Source organism: Pseudoalteromonas rubra (assembly GCF_001482385.1).
GTDB lineage: Bacteria > Pseudomonadota > Gammaproteobacteria > Enterobacterales > Alteromonadaceae > Pseudoalteromonas > Pseudoalteromonas ardens.
In genome coordinates, this window is the sequence record NZ_CP013611.1 from 1252606 (window position 1) to 1273320 (window position 20715).

16 protein-coding genes are annotated in these 20715 nt (G+C 46.8%); 9 read left to right on the forward strand and 7 right to left on the reverse strand.

Annotation, left to right across the window (positions count from 1 at the left end):
* Nucleotides 1-30: 30 nt before the first annotated feature.
* On the reverse strand, nucleotides 31-1047 hold the full coding sequence (yejK, locus tag AT705_RS05555; RefSeq protein WP_058795833.1) for a nucleoid-associated protein YejK: 1017 nt from the start codon (nucleotides 1045-1047) through the stop codon (nucleotides 31-33).
* Nucleotides 1048-1113: 66 nt separating this feature from the next.
* Between yejK and AT705_RS05560 the strand changes: the two genes are divergently transcribed.
* From AT705_RS05560 to AT705_RS05580, 5 genes are all read left to right on the forward strand, one after another.
* Complete coding sequence (locus AT705_RS05560; protein ID WP_010382154.1) at nucleotides 1114-1326, forward strand: DUF1414 domain-containing protein; 213 nt, start codon at nucleotides 1114-1116, stop codon at nucleotides 1324-1326.
* Between the two features lie 4 nt (nucleotides 1327-1330).
* A complete protein-coding gene (locus tag AT705_RS05565; RefSeq protein ID WP_058795834.1) occupies nucleotides 1331-2827 on the forward strand; it encodes a DUF3413 domain-containing protein in 1497 nt (498 codons plus the stop codon).
* A gap of 83 nt (nucleotides 2828-2910) precedes the next feature.
* Nucleotides 2911-3384, forward strand: a complete 474-nt coding sequence (locus AT705_RS05570; RefSeq protein ID WP_058795835.1) for a DUF4124 domain-containing protein — start codon at nucleotides 2911-2913, stop codon at nucleotides 3382-3384.
* A gap of 115 nt (nucleotides 3385-3499) precedes the next feature.
* Nucleotides 3500-5224: a bifunctional isocitrate dehydrogenase kinase/phosphatase gene (gene aceK, locus AT705_RS05575; protein WP_058795836.1), complete on the forward strand. Its 1725-nt coding sequence runs from the start codon at nucleotides 3500-3502 to the stop codon at nucleotides 5222-5224.
* A 12-nt stretch (nucleotides 5225-5236) separates the two neighbouring features.
* Complete coding sequence (locus AT705_RS05580; RefSeq protein ID WP_049865864.1) at nucleotides 5237-6175, forward strand: LysR family transcriptional regulator; 939 nt, start codon at nucleotides 5237-5239, stop codon at nucleotides 6173-6175.
* 35 nt (nucleotides 6176-6210) lie between these two features.
* Here the strand turns inward: AT705_RS05580 and AT705_RS05585 are convergent, their stop codons facing one another.
* Nucleotides 6211-6603 carry a hypothetical protein gene (locus AT705_RS05585; RefSeq protein ID WP_049865868.1) on the reverse strand — a complete coding sequence of 131 codons (393 nt, stop codon included), beginning with the start codon at nucleotides 6601-6603 and terminating at the stop codon, nucleotides 6211-6213.
* A gap of 228 nt (nucleotides 6604-6831) precedes the next feature.
* Here AT705_RS05585 and AT705_RS05590 point away from each other — a divergent pair, with 228 nt between their 5' ends.
* The 3 genes from AT705_RS05590 (at nucleotide 6832) to AT705_RS05600 (ending at nucleotide 9183) form a co-directional block, all read left to right on the forward strand.
* Nucleotides 6832-7692, forward strand: coding sequence for a hypothetical protein (locus AT705_RS05590; RefSeq protein ID WP_058795837.1), 861 nt, complete (start codon nucleotides 6832-6834; stop codon nucleotides 7690-7692).
* A 106-nt stretch (nucleotides 7693-7798) separates the two neighbouring features.
* Nucleotides 7799-8209: a hypothetical protein gene (locus tag AT705_RS05595; protein ID WP_049865862.1), complete on the forward strand. Its 411-nt coding sequence runs from the start codon at nucleotides 7799-7801 to the stop codon at nucleotides 8207-8209.
* Between the two features lie 62 nt (nucleotides 8210-8271).
* Nucleotides 8272-9183, forward strand: coding sequence for a M14 family metallopeptidase (locus tag AT705_RS05600; protein ID WP_058795838.1), 912 nt, complete (start codon nucleotides 8272-8274; stop codon nucleotides 9181-9183).
* A 1-nt stretch (nucleotide 9184) separates the two neighbouring features.
* Here the strand turns inward: AT705_RS05600 and AT705_RS05605 are convergent, their stop codons facing one another.
* Nucleotides 9185-9775: a CBS domain-containing protein gene (locus tag AT705_RS05605; protein ID WP_058795839.1), complete on the reverse strand. Its 591-nt coding sequence runs from the start codon at nucleotides 9773-9775 to the stop codon at nucleotides 9185-9187.
* A gap of 343 nt (nucleotides 9776-10118) precedes the next feature.
* Here AT705_RS05605 and AT705_RS05610 point away from each other — a divergent pair, with 343 nt between their 5' ends.
* Nucleotides 10119-11075, forward strand: a complete 957-nt coding sequence (locus AT705_RS05610) for an FHA domain-containing protein (protein ID WP_010382174.1) — start codon at nucleotides 10119-10121, stop codon at nucleotides 11073-11075.
* 12 nt (nucleotides 11076-11087) lie between these two features.
* Here the strand turns inward: AT705_RS05610 and AT705_RS05615 are convergent, their stop codons facing one another.
* The 4 genes from AT705_RS05615 to recC all read right to left on the reverse strand — a co-directional run bounded on the left by AT705_RS05615 (nucleotide 11088) and on the right by recC (nucleotide 20581).
* Entirely contained in the window at nucleotides 11088-11609 is a 522-nt protein-coding gene (locus AT705_RS05615; protein WP_058795840.1) for an Mpo1 family 2-hydroxy fatty acid dioxygenase, read from the reverse strand.
* Between the two features lie 233 nt (nucleotides 11610-11842).
* Nucleotides 11843-13759, reverse strand: a complete 1917-nt coding sequence (gene recD, locus AT705_RS05620; RefSeq protein ID WP_058795841.1) for an exodeoxyribonuclease V subunit alpha — start codon at nucleotides 13757-13759, stop codon at nucleotides 11843-11845.
* Nucleotides 13756-17295, reverse strand: coding sequence for an exodeoxyribonuclease V subunit beta (recB, locus tag AT705_RS05625; protein WP_058795842.1), 3540 nt, complete (start codon nucleotides 17293-17295; stop codon nucleotides 13756-13758). The genes recD and recB overlap by 4 nt, the downstream gene beginning before the upstream one ends.
* A complete protein-coding gene (gene recC / locus AT705_RS05630) occupies nucleotides 17282-20581 on the reverse strand; it encodes an exodeoxyribonuclease V subunit gamma (RefSeq protein WP_058795843.1) in 3300 nt (1099 codons plus the stop codon). Before recC ends, recB begins: the two co-directional genes overlap by 14 nt.
* Between the last annotated feature and the right edge of the window lie 134 nt (nucleotides 20582-20715).

Genomic DNA, 20715 nt, shown 5'->3' on the forward strand with positions numbered 1-20715 from the left:
AGGGGCTAACACAGGTTAGCCCCTTTTTATTTACTCACTTTCTTTCTGGTAAAACTTTTCCAGCTGATCTTTAAGGTTTGGTGGTACCCCTTTAATCGTCAAAGTGTCACTTTGCGGATCATACAGCACGCGCTCCCCCAGATGCTTGCGCTCAAACCCGACACTGACACCGCCACCCAGGCCTGAAAATTTGACCATAGTCGTGACGGTCTTTTTATCGAGCGGAAATGACTCTTCCAGTTCATAACCTTGTTGCTTATAAAAGTCTTCAAACTGAACATCAGATGATTTAGATACGGTATCAGACAAAGACTCCACATCTGCATCTTCGCCACTGTTAATACAGTCATTACAATAATCAAAGACTTCTTTGCGAATTGCATCTTTCTCATCTTTACCAAATTGCTGCTCGGCCAGATAGTCTTCCACAGCATGTAGCATAGTTTGCGACTGCTGCTTAGGGTCAATACCTTCGGCACACCCCAGAAAATCAAGAAAGAAGTCGGCTACTTTTCTGCCAGCTCGGCCTTTAATGAAAGAAATATATCTATTTTCATCTGCCTGCGTATCCCACGCAGTTAAGTCAATGCGCGCTGCAAGCTGCATCCGTGAGATATCCAAGTGTCTCGACGCAGCTAAGTCCAGATCAGACGTAATCGAATAGTGTTCTTTAATGTTAATCATGGCTATCAGCAAGTAATCGCTGGCAACGTATTGATAATGACAAAACACCAGGTAACCTGTTTCATTGAACGCATATTTGTTCAACTCTTCTTTCAGAACTTCCGTTGCTTGCTGCGTTAGATGCCAAAATGCCAGCTCATTATTGCGGTAGCTTTGCATTGCCGACGCGACACGGCTATCTTTGTCGGGATCAAAGGCACAAAAGCCTTTCCCAGGCTTGCCATTATATGCATGATGAAGTTGCTCTATGAATACGGCTACCCGGTCATTAACCTGCATTTCATCTTCACGCAAATGAATTTGTGTTTCTTCGTCTTGCTTGTCGACATAGTGTACAACAAGCTTGTTCACCTCAATGCTCATCTTTGTTTTTAACGCCTCTGGTGTTAGAATAGAGAGAATTATAACTCTTTTTATTTGAACCAACCGATGCCTATCCAGTCTAAATATTCCAACGAACAAGTAGAACAAATTGTCGACCAACTGTTAAACGTACTGACAGAGAATCAGGCAACCGTTGATTTAAGCTTAATGTGTTTGGGAAATTCTATCACGCACATCATCAAAGAGCATGTGCCAGAACAGAAAAGACAAGCGGTTGCTGAAAATTTTGCCAAGGCGTTGACCCAGTCGGTAAAGTAACTGAATGAATCTTTCTGCGCACAGCCCTTTTTCATCAAAGGCCAGTCAGCTGTTGAGTTGGGGCCATTGGTTTACCTTTGCCAACATCGGCTTAGTATTACTCATTACATTAAGCTATCTGGCCGCAGACAAAGCGCCAACAACGGCGCTTGGCTGGCTATATATGCTGGTAACCTGGCTCAGCCACACCAGCTTTATTACCTTCTGTGTATTTGTACTGAGTATTTTTCCGCTCAGTCTGATCTTCCCTTACCCCAGGCATATCCGGGGAATGGCCGCCTGTATTGCCACCTTAGGGATCACCGTACTAGGTGTTGATGCCTTTGTCTATTTCCAGCTTGGCTATCATTTGAACCTGCAGGCGCTGCCCGAAATCCTTTCTCTGTTTTGGAAGACCATCAGTAGCTCCCCTGCCATAAATAGCCTGATTGTGCTCGCCATGATCGCCGCTATTTTAGGGTTTGAACTGATTGTCGGTAATCACGCCTGGCGTCACCTGGAGCGTTTAAAGTGCTACTCCTTTCCTAAATTCGCCAGCACGATACTGGTTACTTGCTTTGCAACCAGCCACATTATGCATATCTGGGCAGATGCAAATAGTTACTTCGACATTACAATGCAAGACAATGTACTGCCACTGTCTTATCCAACTACAGCCAAAACACTCCTTGCCAGACACGAGCTACTCGATATGCAAGAGTACAACCAGGCAAGATCGCTGAATGTCGGACCCAACGAAGTAAACTATCACCCACCAGCTTCACTGGGGTCGTGTCCAGCTCAGGATACACCGGTTAGCCTGAAGATAGTGAAAACACTGTCAGAGCAAACTGAGCAACAGCTAATGCAACTTGGTTGGTATGGTTCAGAGCAGCTGCTGGTTCCTACGTTGCGTGAGGATTTCAGGTTTAACCTGCTGTATGGTCTTCCGGCCTACTACAAACAATCTCTGATGGACAATAAAGCGCCACCAGTATGGTCTACCCGCCTGTCCTTATCAGTCTCCGGACTGCCTAAATTTGCTTATATTAATACTGTTGAAAATGCGAATGTACGGGTGTCGTATAGTGAGCAAAGCCCACTTATTGCAGAGCACACGTCACCGACTATCATCATCATCGAGCCAAACAGCTCAGATATAGTGACCACAACACGCTTTTTTACCAATATCCCGGCGTTTGAAGGACACTCTGAGTTAATGCAGATCAGCGATGTTATGACAACTGTTGCAGCAGACCATTTCCAGTGTAGCACACTCGCAACGACAAGTATGCTGGGCAATAATGTTGCTACGGACACGCTCAATGAGGGAGTGAACTACTCACGTGGTGTGTTAGTTGCTTACAAAAAAGACCGTATTACACTGATTGCACAAGACGGAAGCTATAAACAGATTTCTGCAAAAGAAGGCTTTACCTTAGATCAAAAGCTGGATGTCCCCTTTTTAATTCAGAGTATTAAGCGGCTGAAACAATTCAATCAGACGCCTGCTATAAAGTAGTACGGCGTCTGTCGCAACACTTGCGATATCGAACAATTTTACTATCTTGAAATGTAAATACAGATTTCAGGGAAGCACACACTATGAAGATATTGATTATCATGTTTTCGCTGTTATTGCCTGCGCTATGCCAGGCAAAAACAACGTTCAGCTACTACAAATGTGTCACCGGTAAGACGGTTGTATACAGCCAACATCCGTGCGCAGCCAATGCTGAGCAACATACTTTGAGCCATTCTGATCCACAAGCACCAGCTCCCACTGGCCAGCACACCAAAACATTGAACAATATTGAGCGGCAGCAACTGGTCCTTCGGTTAAAAAAGACACTCAGAGCCAAAAAGCATCAGGCAGCAATCTTAGGTAGAAAGCGAGATGAAGCCACCCGGGATGAGCAGCGACGCATTTCGCGCATGATGGAAAAAAGTGAAAGAGCCAAAACACTTAAAGATGTGAAGCGTAATATCAAGTCTATCAATACAGCCTACCTCAAGGAAGTTAAGCTCCTGAACAAAGAAATAGCAAGCTTAGAAAAACGCCTTAAGCGCCTTGAATAATGGATGTTTTTATCATGACATGACCTCTGGTGATTAGCGCATAGTGGAGAGCCTGAATACAAACTTGAGAGAATGACACTTGTACGCTAAAGTAACTCGCAGATTGGGAGGTCCGATGAGTTACCAGATTCAAACAATTGCAGAGCAAATTCTATCCGGTTTTCATGCTCACTACGCGTTATTTCAGCAGATAACGGCGCGTGCTCCGCATGCCTTTGCACAGCAAAGATGGGGAGAAATCGAGCAGATCAGCAAACAGCGGATCACTCTGTACGACGTTCGTGTCAATGACACGGTTACAGCTCTAAAACTTCAAACATCGCTAGACACGCCTGATGAGGCTTTATGGCATCAGGTCAAGCACCATTATGCTGAACTCCTTTCTTTTCATCCCCAGGCAGAGCTGGCCGAGACTTTTTTTAACTCCGTCTTTTGTCGGCTGTTTCATCGACGCTATTACAAAAACGACTTTATTTTTGTTGAAACAACACTAACTAAGCCAACCACCTTGCCCATAGAAGCGGAATTTCGCAGCTATTTTCCAGTCATCTCCGGGTTAAAGCCCACTATTCGCAATATGATTTCACATATGGACTTACAGTGCGGCTTTCGCGATTTGGAGCAGGATATAAGGATGCTGGTCAAAGCGTTTATCAAACAAGCACCCAGTACGCACCACAGCCATCATGGCCTGCGCTTCGATATTCTTACAGCCCCCTTCTATCGCAACAAAGGGGCTTATATCGTAGGCCGCGTCGTGTCTAAATCAGGTGTTCAACCCTTTATTATCGCTCTTTTACATCATCCTCAGGGCGGTCTGTATATCGATGCGCTGTTAACCAAAAGCGCGCAAATGCGGATTATTTTTGGCTTTGCCCGAGCATATTTTCTGGTTGAAACCCACGCTCCTTCAGCCATGGTTGGTTTTTTGCAGCAACTAATGCCGAATAAAACAACGGCTGAGCTCTACAATGCCATCGGGTTTCATAAACAGGGAAAAACTGAATTCTACCGTGATTTCCTGTTTCACCTACAACACAGTGAAGATGTGTTTACCATAGCGCCAGGTACGCCGGGTATGGTCATGATGGTATTTACATTACCTAATTTTCCTTTTGTCTTTAAAGTGATTAAAGATGTTTTTGCCGAAAGCAAACCGTTTGGCAGAGATACAGTGCTGGCGCGTTATCAACTGGTGAAAAGCCATGACCGGGTTGGCCGTATGGCTGACACAATTGAGTATTCCGAAGTCGTTATTCCCAAACGAAAGTTCACTCCATCACTTCTGGATACCCTTAAAGCCACAATCAGTAACAGTTTGCGAGACGAGGGGGATTATCTGGTGATCAAACATCTGTACATTGAACGCAGAATGACTCCGCTTAATCTCTTCTTGCAAACCGCCGATGAGCCAACCGCTAACAAAGTCATCGAAGATTATGGCCACGCTATCAAAGAAATGCTCAGCGTAAATATCTTTCCGGGTGATATGCTGCTCAAGAACTTTGGAGTCACCAAGCACCATAGGGTTATTTTTTACGATTATGATGAAGTTCAATATCTTACCGACATGAACTTTCGACCTATGCCCAGTCCATCTTTGGAAGACTTATATAGCGGTGTGGCCGAGCCCTCAGCGGCACCAAACGACGTATTTCCACAACAGTTGTGTACATTTGTACTTACAGACCCTAAACTCAGAGCGGTGTTTGAACAGTCGCACGAAGCCTTACTGAAGGTGGACTACTGGCAGCAGGCTCAACGAGATATTCAGGCTCATGTAGTTAAGCAAGTTTACCCTTACCCGACCTCACAACGCTTCTATCGACACATAAAATAACAAAGGAACACAGTGAACATAAGCAAAATTGATCTGAATCTACTGGTCTATCTCGATACGCTGCTGCGAGAGTGCAACGTCACTCGTGCCGCAAACCAGCTAAGTATCACTCAGCCTGCGATGAGTAATGGCCTGAAGCGGCTTCGTAACCTGTTTAATGACCCAATCTTAGTACGCACCAGTGAAGGCATGGTCCCGACTGAACGCGCGCTAGAGCTCCAGCCCGTGATCCGCGGTATTTTAATGACACTGGAAGAAACACTGGCACCCAATCGTGAGTTTGAACCCGGCCAGAGCAAACGCGTATTCCGCATCATGGCCAGTGATTATGCAGCCAGCACTTTGGCACCTAAGCTGTTGAATAAGTTACATATGGAAGCGCCAGATACGACCCTCGATATACTCACTCCCAGTGATGTGACCTTTCACGATGTCGAAAATGGTAAAGTCGATATGGCAATTAACCGCTTTGAAAATTTACCTCAATCATTTCATCATAAGCGGATCTGGAAAGACAGTTTTTGCTGCCTGATTAAGTCAGACAACCCTATCAGAACGCATTTTAATCTGGATGCCTACTTAAAAGCGCGACATATCTGGGTCAGCAAAACGGGCTTTGGCGTAGGTGTAGGTATGGATCCGGCTGATGTGCAAAAACTAGGTTGGGTTGACGAAGCATTAGCGCACTTTGGCAAACACAGGAACATCGCCACATTTACACGTAATTACCATGTCGCAATCCACCTAGCGAAAGAGCAAAACCTCATCGCCACTTTGCCATCAAAAGCAGCAAACATATACAGCGATGACCCAAATTTGGCTATTTTAGAGCCTCCGTTTCCTATCCCACCTTTTGAACTGGATATGATCTGGAGCCCGTTATTACATCGCGACGCCAGCCATATCTGGCTAAGACAAAAAATTGCCGAAGTCGCAGAAGCCCTGAAATAGCACGTTACAGATGGTCAGATATAGGGATGAAAACCCTATATCTCGCTTTCTAACATAGCCAGTGCACGTTTCTCACTGTCACACACTTCCCCATTTGCTTCACTGATGCGATGCGCAATTGACACAGCAAGCTCACGCATGGGCTTATCAACAATATGACTCAATCTATGTTGAATAAAACACTCTGTCTCATCCTGTTTAATCGCAATTAAGCACTTACCCAGCGCATCATCCATGTAATCTTGCAACGTAATGGCTGAATTCCAATGCAATGTATTTGCCCAGTCACGGACAATGTCCATTTCTTCGGTTTCTATTTTTTCGTCAATGCAAACAAATAACAAAGCGATATCCAACAAGGATTCTTTTTGCAATTGCTCCACACAGATGCCCATGTCAAAGTGGTTCAATAGTTGTTCAAATTTCATCTTAGCTCCTTGTAATTGATATAACGCCAACTTACAACCCTGCACAGAGACCGGCTCCAGCATGCCTGCCCCTTGCTGATGTGCCTGATCCTATGGAGGCGCATGCCCTATGGGCAAACACACTCCATAGCATTCAAACATATTCTACAAACTCAAGGTTGTCACTTAAAAAATAGTCAATTAGCGTGCCCTGAACTAAACTTCTCTTAGTGCACACAGGAAGTCATTATGTCTTGCCTAAACCGCTTATACTTGAAACTGCTACTTATTTTAGGCCTTTCTTTCTCTGCACACGCCCGTATTTCGATTTCGATTGAGCAAGACATTTATAAATACGCCAAAGAAATACTGGCCGATCTATCCATTTCTGAATTCACTGAGGAGATATTCAATCATCCCAGGTGCCAACGTGATGTTGTCGAGTTTCTCATCGCACAACGCGCACTACTGGAAGGTGGCTTCAAGCATACCTTTAGCTTCACGCTTGGAAATTATGATGCAAGAAACTTAAAACTGCTTGAATCAGGGTTATTGCTCATGAGCTTTGATACTATCTGGCAGTCTCAAGCAAACACCATAGCTCACAAGGCATATATTTCTCCCCCTATCATTCACAAAGGAGCATACTTTGCGGGGATTTATACATCTGCCTCTAACAAAGCTCGATTACGAGACAAAATTTCTACAGATCTTAGCCAAATAAGTATCGTGAGTAGTAAAGCATGGTTGGTTGATTGGGTTACGCTCACAGCGCTTGCACCTCAGCAATTACATCATGAAGATGACTGGATCACTATGGCCAAACTGGTGAGTAATGGGTGGGTGGACGCAATGCTGGTTTCCTTTAACAACACCCAGCCATTTTACTATGAAGGTCAGGGTTATCGGATCGAAGCCATAGAGGGCGTTAAAGTCGCACTCCAGGACAGCCGACATTTCGTCGTGTCCAAACTTCACCCGCAAGGGGAAGAAGCGTATAACGCACTAAAACGCGGTCTGGCCAAATTGAAAGCAAAAAATTTCATCTATCAGTCTTATCGACAGTGCGGATTTATCAATCCTTTGGTGGATGATTGGCATACACTTTAACCCTAAAATCGCAATTGTTAGTTTTAATTTGGGGTATTCATATTTCTTCCATTTTCTTCTCCTAAATTTCCTGCCTCTCGGGAATACCTCAAATTAGGAACAGGTAATGAATGAACTAAAACTGGAAATCAATACGACTTTTTATTGTGTAGTTGGCGCTTTCGTTATTGCGCTATTAGCATTGGCAGGGCTGTTCACCGAACTCAATCTGTCTTTTCTGGCAACGATGCAAATCACCATTGCCAGTGTCGTTAGCATCGCATTCGCCATCAATTTTTTACTGAGCATGGCAGGTCACAAACGCGTTACGCTGTGCAATCAGGGTTTGTCGTTCTTTAGCCTGACAGGTCGCCAACGTTATATACCGGCTGAAAACATTCAGTCGATTGAATTTGTCAATTATATTGGTTTGACTATGACTCAGGTTAAAACGAACAACGGGATCATCAAGCTACTGGCATTCAGGGTACGCAAAGAGCAGCAACAGCACCTGAAAAACCTGGGTTACCTGGCGTAACCCACTTGCCCAAGGCTCATAATCTAATTAGCATGCAGATATCAAAACAGAAGAGACATGTTATGACTGAACAGTATTCTATCGGACAAACCGGTAAGCCTTGGCAAGCAGGCGAAAAACAACAATGGTTCGCTCAACAAACCAAAAAGCGTGATTATTTCGAAGACATTGAGCCTCAAATCAATGCCCTCAGTGCAGACTATCAAATTGAACAATATGGTGTGCTAGATTACGAAACACACTTTCCTTTGTACGCATTAAAGTCTGCCAACTGGCGCGCAGATTTACCTGTAGTGCTGGTTACGGGTGGCGTACATGGTTATGAAACCAGCGGTGTTTTAGGCGCACTGGCATTTGCGAAAAAACATGCAAAAACTTATGACGGTAAATTCAACCTACTCATATTACCTTGTATTAGCCCATGGGGTTACGAGACAATAAACAGGTGGAACCCGGCGGCTGTTGATCCAAATCGATCATTTTATGCCAACAGTCCAGCTCAGGAGTCACAGCTTGCGATGGAGTACGTCAATCCCCACTTGGCATCAATCATCCTGCACATTGACTTACATGAAACAACAGATACGGATAACAGTGAGTTTCGTCCAGCCCTCGCTGCTCGTGACGGTAAAATCAATCATAACTGGAATATTCCGGACGGTTTTTATCTGGTCGGCCACACGCAAAAGCCTGAAGCAGCCTTTCAGCAGGCAATAATCAACACAGTGCAAACGGTTACACATATTGCCGAAGCGGATGAGCATAATGCCCTCATAGGCGTGCCAATTGAGCAGTTCGGTGTTATCAACTATGATGCAACCAGTCTAGGTCTGTGTATGGGTATGACAGACGCAGCGTACGTTACAACCACAGAAGTCTACCCGGATAGCCCGAACACGACGCCACAAAACTGTATTGATGGCCAGGTTGCGGCGATTGAAGGCGCAATTACGTTTCTGTTAGCCCAAAAGTAATTCAGGCCATTAGCTCTCCATGCTCGTGAATGATCTCAAAGATATCTCTGAAAGAGTGAGCTTTTTGAAATATATTCACGGGCACATGCAGCGCACGGGCAATATCAGAAGACGATATCATGCCCCTCAAGCCCCCTTTTTCGTCCATCAACAGAACATGTTGCTGACCAAGCTCCCTGAGTGTCTGTAGCACATCCCCTATCTTGGCGCTTGCTACTGTCGAAAAGCGCATTGCGTGCAAATCCTGCTTTTTAGTCATCACATCCTCAACGGTTAAGTCACTGCGCGCAACTTGACGTTTCTGTGCAATGCTTAATACCCGCCGACCAGATAGATCCTTGGAATTGACCACCCCAAGAAAGGTGTCATCATGATCAACCACCAATTTTGACCTTACATGACCATTAAGCATCATATAAACCGCATGATCTATATCTACATCTTTCAAGATCATTTGTGGCTGACGTCTGGCAAAATCAGTGATCACTTTGACCGCAGGACTCGACAGACTCAATGGCTCCGCATCATAATAATCACAAAACTGATAGACCCCTTCTAACTTTAATGTTTGTAGCGATTTATACTCACTCATATCCCCTCCACTATCGACACTGTGGTCGAACCATATTGAAAATATGGTTCATCGTTGCATTTTATGCAAGGGACTAATCCGCTCGGTGTAATCCACTGTAATGGCAAGATACGAATTGACTCGTTACACTGATACTGTTCGCAATTGTCTTTGCCCGGACACAATAATAGTCTGTCTTTTAGGCTGTTATTATTGTGAATACTTCCTGAAATAACATACCCGTTTCGGCGGGTCCTTTTTATAAACTGAAGGTAACTAAGGAAATAGTCCCTTCAACAAGGTAGAATCTCCACCGAAGTGCAAATTCGTGTGCGTCACTTATACGGAAAGTTAGGAAAATCTTATGGCATATTTAATCGATGAACAGAAACTGGAAAAAATTTACCTAAAAAGTTATCACACTTTTGGACGTTATAAATTTAATGTAGATACCTTCGTCGATAAGCCTGGCATATCAAGGCACCATGCCATCATTGAACATGCAAACAATACTTGGTTGATCCGCGACGTCAGCACCAATGGGATCTGGATCAACGACAAGAAGATTGATAAGAACCTGCCTTATCAACTCTCCGAAAATGATAAAATTGACTTTGCAGCGCCCGGGCAGAACTCCTATGTCGTGGCAAATTTAAATGCCAATTGTCAGTACCTAGTTTCACAGACGAACGCCAACCAGGTGATCGAACTTGAAAACCAAATACTGCTGCCCAATGACGAAGAAGCCAGTCATATCGTCTACTTTGATGCCTTATTGAATTACTGGTTTCTCGAAGATTTAAATACCTCGGACCGGCAAGCACTGATTGACGGAGGTGTGGTCTCCTTATTTGGCCAACAATGGTTGTTCTACTGCGCCAACACCTCAACCATGACTAAGCACCTTGACAATCAGCCGATTGTAAAGCCCATCGCACTCAACTTTAGTGTTAGTCAGGATGAAGAAAAAACCGATCTAACACTGGAGCTGGAAGGCCAGGAGATTGACCTGGGATGCCGTACTCACCACTACCTGATGCTGCTGCTGGCAAGAACACGCATTGACGACAAGCAAAATGGGATGGACACAGAATCTCAGGGTTGGCTTTATCGTGAAGACCTGGCCAAAGCGCTTGGCGTGCAAACCAATCATATGAACATTATGGTGCATCGTGCCCGCAAACAACTGACCGAAGCGGGCGGCGACAAAGCACCCGAGTTAGCCTATGTGCTGGAAACCAACAACGGGAAAATTCGCCTCAATTGTCAGAATATCACCATTGTCAAAGGCTGCCAGCTGGAAACCCGTATTTCAATCTAACGCACGTGTTATTCAGGGCCGGTACGGACCGGCCTGATTGTTTACTGATTGTTCCAGTGTCTTAAAGCATCCAACTTTGTTAAGCAATTCCATCATGACAAATAATGGCCCAATCAATAGTCCCATCAGATCATCCGCAAAAGCGGGTTTCTTCCCTTCATAATAGTGTCCTATAAACTGAATAACCCAGCCAATCACAAATAACCCGAGCCCCATGACATAAAACCAGACAACGTCCAGGCCGGCATGTGCGACCGCATCGAATGCTAAAGTAACAGCGCCCTGACAAATTAACAGAAAGGCTATCATCCAGCTACCAAGCGTAGGCGACAAATATAAGTAGTACATACTAGTCAGCAAAATTAAGCCGCCAGACAAGCTCAGTTGCGTTTGAAAAACGCTTCCCAATGGCCAGAATGTCATCCAGACAACGGCAAACACAATCAGTGGGACGCCAACAAAGTGGGTCGCAATGTTGCGCTTATCTCTGTGATACAAGGCGTAATTGACCAGGTGTTGCTCAAGTGTTTTCATCTTTCTTGTTCTTTTGAGTAATTACTTTATTTTATAAAGCAACAATCTGCTGAAAAAGTCAACACTGTACCAATATGTGGACTATACAACGTCCGAGAAGGAAAAATAAAAATGCCGCCAGGCGACTGGCGGCATAAATCACTGGGTTATCAACGGTGATGAACACTGTCTGTCATCTCCGTTATCTACTACTGTAGACCAAAGAAAAAAACAAACAAGATGAAAACATAAATTTAACCCAACCGTAACCTATCCGACATTCCTGAATGCCGTCCGGCTTGCGCTTGCATAGACAGTTGTAGTACTTGTGGCTGACAATTGAGTTCCAGATGTCGCTTTGCGCGGGTAATTCCTGTGTACACTAACTGGCGATTTACCCCCTTTCCAGCGCGTTGAATAGGCGGCAAGATCAGCGCCGTATAATCAAACTCCGACCCCTGTGACTTATGAATCGTCATAGCATACACCAGCTCATAACTGGGTAGCCTCGCCGGGTAAAAGTGCCTGACCATATTTTGCTCGTCGATAAAGGTCGCGTAGAGCTGACCTTGCTCATCAGGCAGTAGAATGCCAATATCACCATTAAAAAGTTTTAGCTGATAATCATTTTGCGTGATCATAATCGGCATCCCGGCATAGAAACGGTTATACGGCGATATCAATCCACGCTGAGCAAGCTTCTGCTCAATTCGCTTATTCAGCTCAGAGACACCATAAGGGCCCTCTCTGACAGCAGCCAGCAGCTGATATTGACTAAACAGCCCATGCACCTCCTCAGGCTCTCGTTTGTCCGTAATGGCCGTCAGGTATCGACTGTAATGATCAGCCGCTCGTTCCAACAGCGCATTGTATTGCTCCACACTCAACCCATAAAAACTCAAATCGCTGAAGCCGTGGTTAATCACCTGTTGCAGTTGCTCGGGCAGGTTGTGATTCACCGCACTCGCCAGCTGGCCGATCCCACTGTCACTTTTAAAGCGGTGGCTTTGTTGTAAAAACGCTGTGGCATCAGCCAGTGCATAACGCGTTGCCTTGCCTTTTAACACAGCCTGGCCCGCAAAGCACACCTGATTCAAAAACGCAGCACGGCTGGCAGTATAGGCGGGCTGTGACCCCAGCTTCAGATGCTCACACAAATCACTCAGAATACTGCCGGTATCCACCGACGCCAGTTGATCTTTATCGCCCAACAGGATCAATCTTGCATGGGAAGGTAGTGCCCTGACCAGCTTGCTCATCAAAGCCAGGTCCACCATTGACGCTTCGTCTACTATTAGTAAATCGATGTGCAACGGGTTTTGTTCGTGATGAACAAAGCGATTGGTATGTGGGATCACGCCAAGCAAACGGTGCACTGTTTGCGCCTGTTCGGGGATCAGACTGGCCAGTTCGGGGGCCAACGACAAACGCCCTTTAGCCCCAATAATTGATTCGCTGAGTCTGGCTGCCGCTTTTCCGGTAGGTGCCACCAGCTTAATGCTCAGTGGCACTTCGGTATACAAAGATTGTAAAATAGCCAGTAACTTAGTCACTGTGGTGGTTTTACCGGTTCCCGGACCTCCAGTGATCACACAAAACCCGCTCGATGCCGCCATCGCACAAGCAACTTTTTGCCAGTCTACCCCCTCTGCATTGCCACTGGGGAAATACTGATCCAGCAAACCACTTAATTGTGATTCATTCAGTTGGATAGGTTGCCGGGCCATCTGTAAAAAACGGCTACTCAGATACGCTTCATATTCTGCTAATCGCGCCAGATATAACCGCCCTGAAAATAACCTTAAAGGCTTGTTTTCTCCTACCGCTTGGTGCGACTGCAACGCACAGAGGGCAGCGTCCGGACTATCAAATGGCGTATAGGGTAAATTATGCGCTGCGCCTGACATGCCCGTAAAGACTGTCACCTCTTCAGCACTTAACGAAAAAGGGTTCTGCCAGTCGATGTCTGCCAGCAACAGGCAGGTATGCTGACTCTGTTCAGCCCGTTGCAGCAACAAAACAAGATAGAATACCGCGTCAAACTGCTCCTGACACAACAGCTTTGCCAGGGCGACGTCGGCAGCACGCACGCGCCGGGTATGTACCAGCAGCGCAATATATGCCTGATGATCGAGAACATCAGACTGAAATTCAAACATCCCCTGCGTCATTTTTGTTCTCCCGCATCAAATAAGGCGTCCAGTTGTAATAACGTGCTTTCATCCAGTTGCGTAAAGAAGCAGCCGGCACCGTCCGGTAACGCACGCAAAAACAAATAATACACGCCGCCGAGGTGCTGCTGAGGGTTGTAATCTGCGAGCCGGTGTTTTAATAGTCGATGCAAGGCCACAGAATAAATCAGATATTGAAGATGGTACTGGTGCGAGCTCATCGCCAGAGCCAGATTGTCGGCCTGGTAGTCTGCCGCCGTGTCGCCCAAATAATTTGATTTATAATCGAGGATAAAATATCGTCCCTGCCAGACAAAAATCAGATCGATAAAGCCTTTTAGCATGCCCTGCACCTCATCAAAACGTAGGTGGCTGGGTACACCGGTAATTTGCGCAACCAACTTGTTGAGCCGGGTATAGGACAAACGCTTCAGGGGTAACTGAAACTCCATTTCAACCAGACAGTCAGATACTGACAACTGACCCAGTGTCAGATCTGATGAAGGCATTAAGGGGGCATGTAAACACCCCTCAATCCAGTGCTCAAGTGTCTCCTGCCAGACAATATCCAGATGATATTTCTCCAGGCAAGTCTGAGTTGCCTCAGCCAGAGTCAACTTGTCTGGCCGGGTGGGTGCGTGTGGCGCCGTGAAATCAACCTGCTCGAAAATTTCGTGTAAACAGCTCCCCGCCCGGGCGCCTTTAACAAAAGTGTAAGGTGTATAACGCTTGATCACATTGGGTTCAGGTAAATCTATTTTGTGATTTTCATCTTGCGCCCCCACAGGCCGCTCAGCACTAGTCTCGTGATAACTCAGCTGACTAAAGCTGGTCATTCTCCAGTTTTGTTCAATCACCACTTCGACGGCTCGACTCTGCAAACGCTGAAGCGACTCTGTCTGCTCTGGCTGATATACACAAGGTACAACCTGCAATGATTGATAAACCATCCCCTCATGGCCTGAACATAAGCTGCGAAGCTGTTCATGCCACTGTGTAGCTTCAATAATTTTATCATTGCCAAACAACACGTGCCCCAGTGCACACTGTTGGATCCCTGGTTTTTTGCTGCGCCCCAGTGGCAAGTTATACAAACCCAGGCTGCAAAAATGAATCGCCCGCGTTAATGCCACATAAAGCAACCGAATATCCTCTGCAAGACGTTCCCGATTAGCGCTTTGCTGTGCGCTATCGTCGCCATCCAGATCCAGCACCAACTCTCCATTGTCATGGTAAATCGTTTCGCTGGCCTCCCGGTAGGCACTGGCAAAAGGCAGGTAAACCAGGGGGTACTCCAACCCTTTAGACGCATGCATGGTGACAATTTTAACCAGATCGGCATCACTCTCCAGACGCAGCTGAGTGCCCTCGTAGCTCGGATTAGCACACTGAGATTGTAACCAACGCATGACCCGCTGCGTACCTTCAAGTTCGATTTGTTTATGTTGCAACAACTCGGCCAGGTGGCGGTAATCAGTCAGCCAACGCTCTACTTCAAAGCCTGCTTGCTGCCACAGTCTGACTAATTGGTTGTCTACCAGTAAAGACTCCAAAGTGGCCATGGCTCCCTGTTGATACCAAAGCTGTTTCAAGTGGGCAAACTGCATCAGATAACGCTGCCATTGCCCTTCCTGGGTACGCAGTGCAAAAATTTGCTGTTCACTCAACGCAAACAAAGGCCCGGCCAGTACGCCACGCAAAGCCGCCTCATCATAACTGCCATGCACCACGTGTAATAACTGCCACACAGCAACGGCCACGGGCTGTGAAAAAACACTGTCCCGGGCCAGGTATACGCTGCTCACACCAGCCGCCTGTAAAGCATGTTTAATAACGCCCGCTTCTCCCCTGTCACGGACCAGTACACAAATATCTGCTGCCAGCACCGGACGCTGACCTATACAAGCACGCCCTTGCTGAGCCTGAGTGAGGATCTGCGCAATCTGTGCGGCAAACCCCTGCGCTAGCAGTGGGTAGGCAGTGGCCTTGGTCGTAACGGGCGAATCGTCGTCCATGAGTACATTGAATTGCAGGGCCGCAGGTTCAACACCATCCAGAGTAAACGTATTGTCGGCGTCTTTACCTGCCGCCTCAACTTCAATAAAAGGTATGTCGCGATTGAATATAAAACTATCTGCCTGCGCTGTAAAAATTGCATTCACGGCAGCAACTACCCGCTTGGCTGAACGATAGTTCTTATCCAATGTAAATTGCCGGGCTTCGTCGACCTGATGTTTGGCACCGATATAGGTGAAGATGTCCGCCCCCCGGAAGCCATAAATGGCCTGTTTCGGATCCCCTATCATGGTCAGACCGCAACTGCTGTCAGTGCCATAAACACGTGAAAATATGCCAAACTGGATCGGATCTGTATCCTGAAACTCATCAATCATGGCGACCGGATAAAGCTGTGCAATTTTCTCTGCCAGCGCCTCACCTTGTGCGCCATGCAATGCCTGGTGTAAATTCTGTAGCAGGTCATCGGGCGAGATCAGGCTGTGTTCGAGCTTAGCTTGCGCCATCAGAGCACGCACTTCACCCAGTGCATGTTGTAACAATGCAATAGGCAGTCCCCTGGCGACACTCTTATGTAACTGCGCCATTTCATCAAACCAACCCAGCGCCGGATGTACAACCGGTTTACCTGTTTTAGTGTAGTTCTTCGGATCGCCTAACTGCGCCTCTCCCCATAAAGCAAAGGAATGTTTACTGGTACCAAACTCAAAATACCAGCCATCCCCCATACAGTAGTCGATTAACGCCTGTATATTGGCAGGTCGCCCGGGCGCTTTATTCTTCGCAATACCGGAATCGCGCAGCACCTGAAAAAAGTCTGAGTTTAACAGTTGCTGTTTAAACTTACCTGCGCGGCTCTGATATTCGGCCCGCTGCGCCAGCACAACTGCCAAATCCAGTTCTGGCTGTAATCGAGCGTCACCGCGCTTAAGCAAGGGATAGAGGCGTTTTGCCAGCGCCTGCGGATGAGAGAAATGCGATAAAACCAGCTCAGTTTTGTCTGAGTCTAACGGGTAAACAAAGCGCCGCCAGTGATCCTCCACAGCCGCGTTAAACAACTCGCTGTCATCCAGAATGAATTCCAGATTAAAGCTGAGGTTAGATTCAAATGCATGCTGCTTTAGCATGCGCTGGCAAAAGCCATGAATGGTGAAAATGGCCGCTTCATCCATGGACTTAGCGGCAGCATCTAGTAAGTGATACGCAGATTCCTGATCAGCCACTTGTGCCAGCAATTCGATGATCAGCGTGTCATTGCATTCACTACCCAACAAAGCATCCCGCGCCTGTACGATCCGTTTGCGTACCCGATCTTTGATCTCCTGGGTGGCTGCATCGGTAAACGTCACCACCAGGATTTGCTCAACACTAAGTGGGGTGGTTTGAGTCTCGGTATCAATTAACCCCAGTAAGTAACGCAAATACAACCCTGTGATGGTGTAAGTTTTGCCAGTGCCGGCACTGGCCTCAATCAGGTTATGGCCCGACAGAGGCATGGTTTGGGGATCAAGCCGTCTCATAGCGGGTCTCCTGTGCAAGATCAATAAGGGGAGTCAGCAGATCACCACTCAACTGAACAAACTCGGCTTCACACGCCTGTAAAGACGGGAAACTCAACGCGACATAAGGGTCCTCACTGTCGCCAAACCCTATGTACTGACCGCCCACAAATTTATTCAGGGCTTTGCTCATATCTTGCGTTTTACAATATTCGTAACTGGTGGCGGGGAAAAATGGCACAACATGGGTAACCAGTTGGCTATAGAACGCCAACCATTTTGACAGCTGCGTATGTGCCACATCACGGCCAAGCGGTGCAAACACAACTTGCTCATCCAACCCATAGATATGGGTTTCTATATCCTGGGTTACACAATTAGCTATCAGATGCATCAAATAGCCACGGATCCTATCTTTACCTTTGATGCTGGCTGTACGATAAAATACCTGTTTGCTCTGATAGACATTGGCAAGCCAACCGAGTAAGTGTGTTGCTCCAATTTGCAGCGATACTTCTATGGGTTCCGCATGCTCAGTCATCACGTCTTTTAAACGCCCCGACATGGCAGCAACACGCCCTTTAAGCTTTTGTAGTTCCACCACACCCACATTAGCCTGCGGCAGCTGAGCTCGCTGTAGCAGCTGGGCTTCAGACAAAGGGGCATCGGTCAGTTCACTGTGCAAAATTTCATCCAGATATTGATAGCGCGTCATAGGGTCTAAAGCAAATGGTTCACTGTCCGGCGTGTCCTCTTCCAACGTGACCAGACGTACGCCCAATGTATGTTGATAAAACCAGCGCTGCGGTGCCAGACAGGCACGCAAAAAGTCGGGTAACTCCAGCTCTTCAGCCAACTTAACCTCAATATTGGACTCCGTGCATTGTTGCGCCAGTTCACTCTGTATCTCTTGCTGTGACGGGCACCAGTTGGGATTAAAGCTATGCAATGTGCCCGGCTGATAATGCAGGTTGCTGAACGGCTGCAAAGGGGCCTCGCGATACACCTGCTCACTGGGTTTGAGTGACTCATCGGAATAGCAAAAAGCCCGGTCCAGATATTCACATAGCTCGCTGACCAGGATCGACGGTACCTGCGGCTCATTGTTATAACAAGAGCGCCCCAGATAACTGATATAGAGATGCTGACGTGCACTGAGCAGTGCTTCCAAAAACAAATAACGGTCATCCAGCTTACGGGAGCGGTCCCCTTTCCGGCGGCGCGAATAAGGCACTAAATCAAAACCAATGGGTTGCACTTGTCGCGGGTAATCGGCGTCATTCATACCCAATAAGCAAACGACTTTAAACGGTACCGCCCGCATTGGCATCAGAGTACAAAAGTTCACAGCACCGGCCAAAAACCGTTGTCCTACACCCTTATCTTTGATTCCCTGACGAACTTGATGCAACACAATTTTTGCGTCAACGGCACCTGAAAAGTCGCCATTCTCATGGTGCTTTTCCAGTCCATCGATCACCTTATGCAACTGCATCAGATCCCAGCTCTGCTCTGTGTCCTGGTCGTAAAAGTCTGCCAGTATCTGTCTCAACACTGCGCATTTCTCATTCAGCGGTGTCGCAACTAATAACTGCTCACGCGCCTGTGCCAGTGCTTCAATAAAGGCAATCAGCTTACTCAGTGTATTCACTGCCATACCTTCTACCGCATCTGCCGGATATATCTCATTGTACGCCGTCAGCTCATCGGCACTCGCAATCCCCAAAAGCAGCCGTCTGAGTCCGTGTCGCCAGGTATTGAGAGCAATCTCCGGTAATCCATAATCACCTTTGTGTTCACCATTAAGCCCCCACTTTACAGCCACCTGTTGAAGCCAGGTCTGGATCTGAACAAATTCACTCAGCTCAACATCAAAGCGGTTACTGATGGGTTCAACCCCCAACAGGTCCAGTATATCCGACACACTAAAACGACTAAATGGCAGGCCAACCAGCGTTACAAACGAGTTCAGCACAGGCTTTTCTTGATCTATGCTCATATCGGCCAGTGCAAAAGGTATTTTTCTCGCTCCCGATGCACTGCCAAATACGGCTTCAATATACGGGCTATAGGTACCCACGTCTGGCATCATCACAATGATGTCTTTGGGCGTCAGCGTTGGGTCTTCGTGAAACAAACCCAGCAGGTGATCATGCAACAGCTCAACTTCACGCAAAGGAGTATGGCAATCACACAGTAGCAACGAGCTATCCGCCTGATCTATGGTCAGACGTCCTTGGGTACTCACGTACCAATTTGGATCATCGACCAGAGACTCACCTTTAAAAGCAAGTTGATATATTTCCTGCTGCAACTGGGCCAGCAAACTGTCGCCAAACTGATCAACAAAACCATCCAGCCAGCGTGCATCAGTTTGCAATAGCTGCTCCAGATAATCTCGCCCAAGCTTACCCCAGGACGACAACAAGGGATTACCTGTATTGTAATAGCTGGCTTCCCCTGATTGTTTTTGCAGCTGCGCATCCACTGCTGGCCTTACCTGATACTTGGCCAGGATCTTAGCCTGAGTTTTCTCATCAACCAGATCGCCCCAATAATGCTCACTGGGATTAAAAAAGAACAGTATTACATCACTCTTTTGCGCCAGTGCGGTAAATATCTCTAACTGGTTAGTCGCCATGGCTGAAAGACCAAATATGCAGATCCGCTCAGGCAACGTTGCCGGGTCGGCTTCGGCCAGTTTAATCAGCAGCTGCTGGTGCATATTAGCCCGGTTATAAGGGCTTTGCCCCAGACTATGGGTGTGTGCGACCAGTATCCGCCACAGATCAGGCTGCCAGGGCGCGATACTGATATCAACATCCTCAAGCGTATCCGTGCCTTGCTCCCACTGCTCTAACCAGTTTGGTCGGTACATTAAATATTGGTCATACACGTCGGCGATTTTCTCACACAAAGCAAAGCGCTTTAGCTCACTTTGTGGCTGGTCACTGGCATCCTCAAGGTAGACTCTGAGCGGCTCGTAAAGCGGATTTGAGAGCTGCTGTGGTAGCAAAGTGAAAAGCTTCCAGCTCATGTTATTTTTATTAAACGGCGACTCTTTCGGTACATCTGGCAGAAACTGTTGATACAGCTGCCAGATAAAGCTCAGTGGCAACGGAAACTCCACCTGTGCAGCATACCCAATATCCCGGCTCAATCCGTTCTTGAGCCACTGAGACATGCCCGGAGACTGAACCAGTACAATGTCATTGGCAAAGGGATCCGTGAGCGGAGCCTGCTTCAGCAAGGTCGTAAATTGCGCTTGAAGGGCTTCCATGCGATTTGATTGGATTATATGCAACATAATGATGTCTCGGGCTTTTTAACCAAGTATTCGGGCATTGGTCAGTGTAAGAGATTTCGCAGGCTAATATCAACGTGCCTGATCGCCTGTAACCTGAGGAAAATGAATAAAGGGCGCGGTAACTGAATGGTGTT

Bases quoted from the DNA above. Each gene is read 5' to 3' on its own strand.
- recD (WP_058795841.1), bottom strand. From the start codon at position 13,759: ATGACGCAGGGGATGTTTGAATTTCAGTCTGATGTTCTCGATCATCAG.
- yejK (WP_058795833.1), bottom strand. From the start codon at position 1,047: ATGAGCATTGAGGTGAACAAGCTTGTTGTACACTATGTCGACAAGCAA.
- AT705_RS05595 (WP_049865862.1), top strand. From the start codon at position 7,799: ATGAATGAACTAAAACTGGAAATCAATACGACTTTTTATTGTGTAGTT.
- AT705_RS05615 (WP_058795840.1), bottom strand. From the start codon at position 11,609: ATGAAAACACTTGAGCAACACCTGGTCAATTACGCCTTGTATCACAGA.
- recC (WP_058795843.1), bottom strand. From the start codon at position 20,581: ATGTTGCATATAATCCAATCAAATCGCATGGAAGCCCTTCAAGCGCAA.
- recB (WP_058795842.1), bottom strand. From the start codon at position 17,295: ATGAGACGGCTTGATCCCCAAACCATGCCTCTGTCGGGCCATAACCTG.
- aceK (WP_058795836.1), top strand. From the start codon at position 3,500: ATGAGTTACCAGATTCAAACAATTGCAGAGCAAATTCTATCCGGTTTT.
- AT705_RS05605 (WP_058795839.1), bottom strand. From the start codon at position 9,775: ATGAGTGAGTATAAATCGCTACAAACATTAAAGTTAGAAGGGGTCTAT.
- AT705_RS05560 (WP_010382154.1), top strand. From the start codon at position 1,114: ATGCCTATCCAGTCTAAATATTCCAACGAACAAGTAGAACAAATTGTC.
- AT705_RS05565 (WP_058795834.1), top strand. From the start codon at position 1,331: ATGAATCTTTCTGCGCACAGCCCTTTTTCATCAAAGGCCAGTCAGCTG.
- AT705_RS05610 (WP_010382174.1), top strand. From the start codon at position 10,119: ATGGCATATTTAATCGATGAACAGAAACTGGAAAAAATTTACCTAAAA.
- AT705_RS05590 (WP_058795837.1), top strand. From the start codon at position 6,832: ATGTCTTGCCTAAACCGCTTATACTTGAAACTGCTACTTATTTTAGGC.
- AT705_RS05600 (WP_058795838.1), top strand. From the start codon at position 8,272: ATGACTGAACAGTATTCTATCGGACAAACCGGTAAGCCTTGGCAAGCA.
- AT705_RS05570 (WP_058795835.1), top strand. From the start codon at position 2,911: ATGAAGATATTGATTATCATGTTTTCGCTGTTATTGCCTGCGCTATGC.
- AT705_RS05585 (WP_049865868.1), bottom strand. From the start codon at position 6,603: ATGAAATTTGAACAACTATTGAACCACTTTGACATGGGCATCTGTGTG.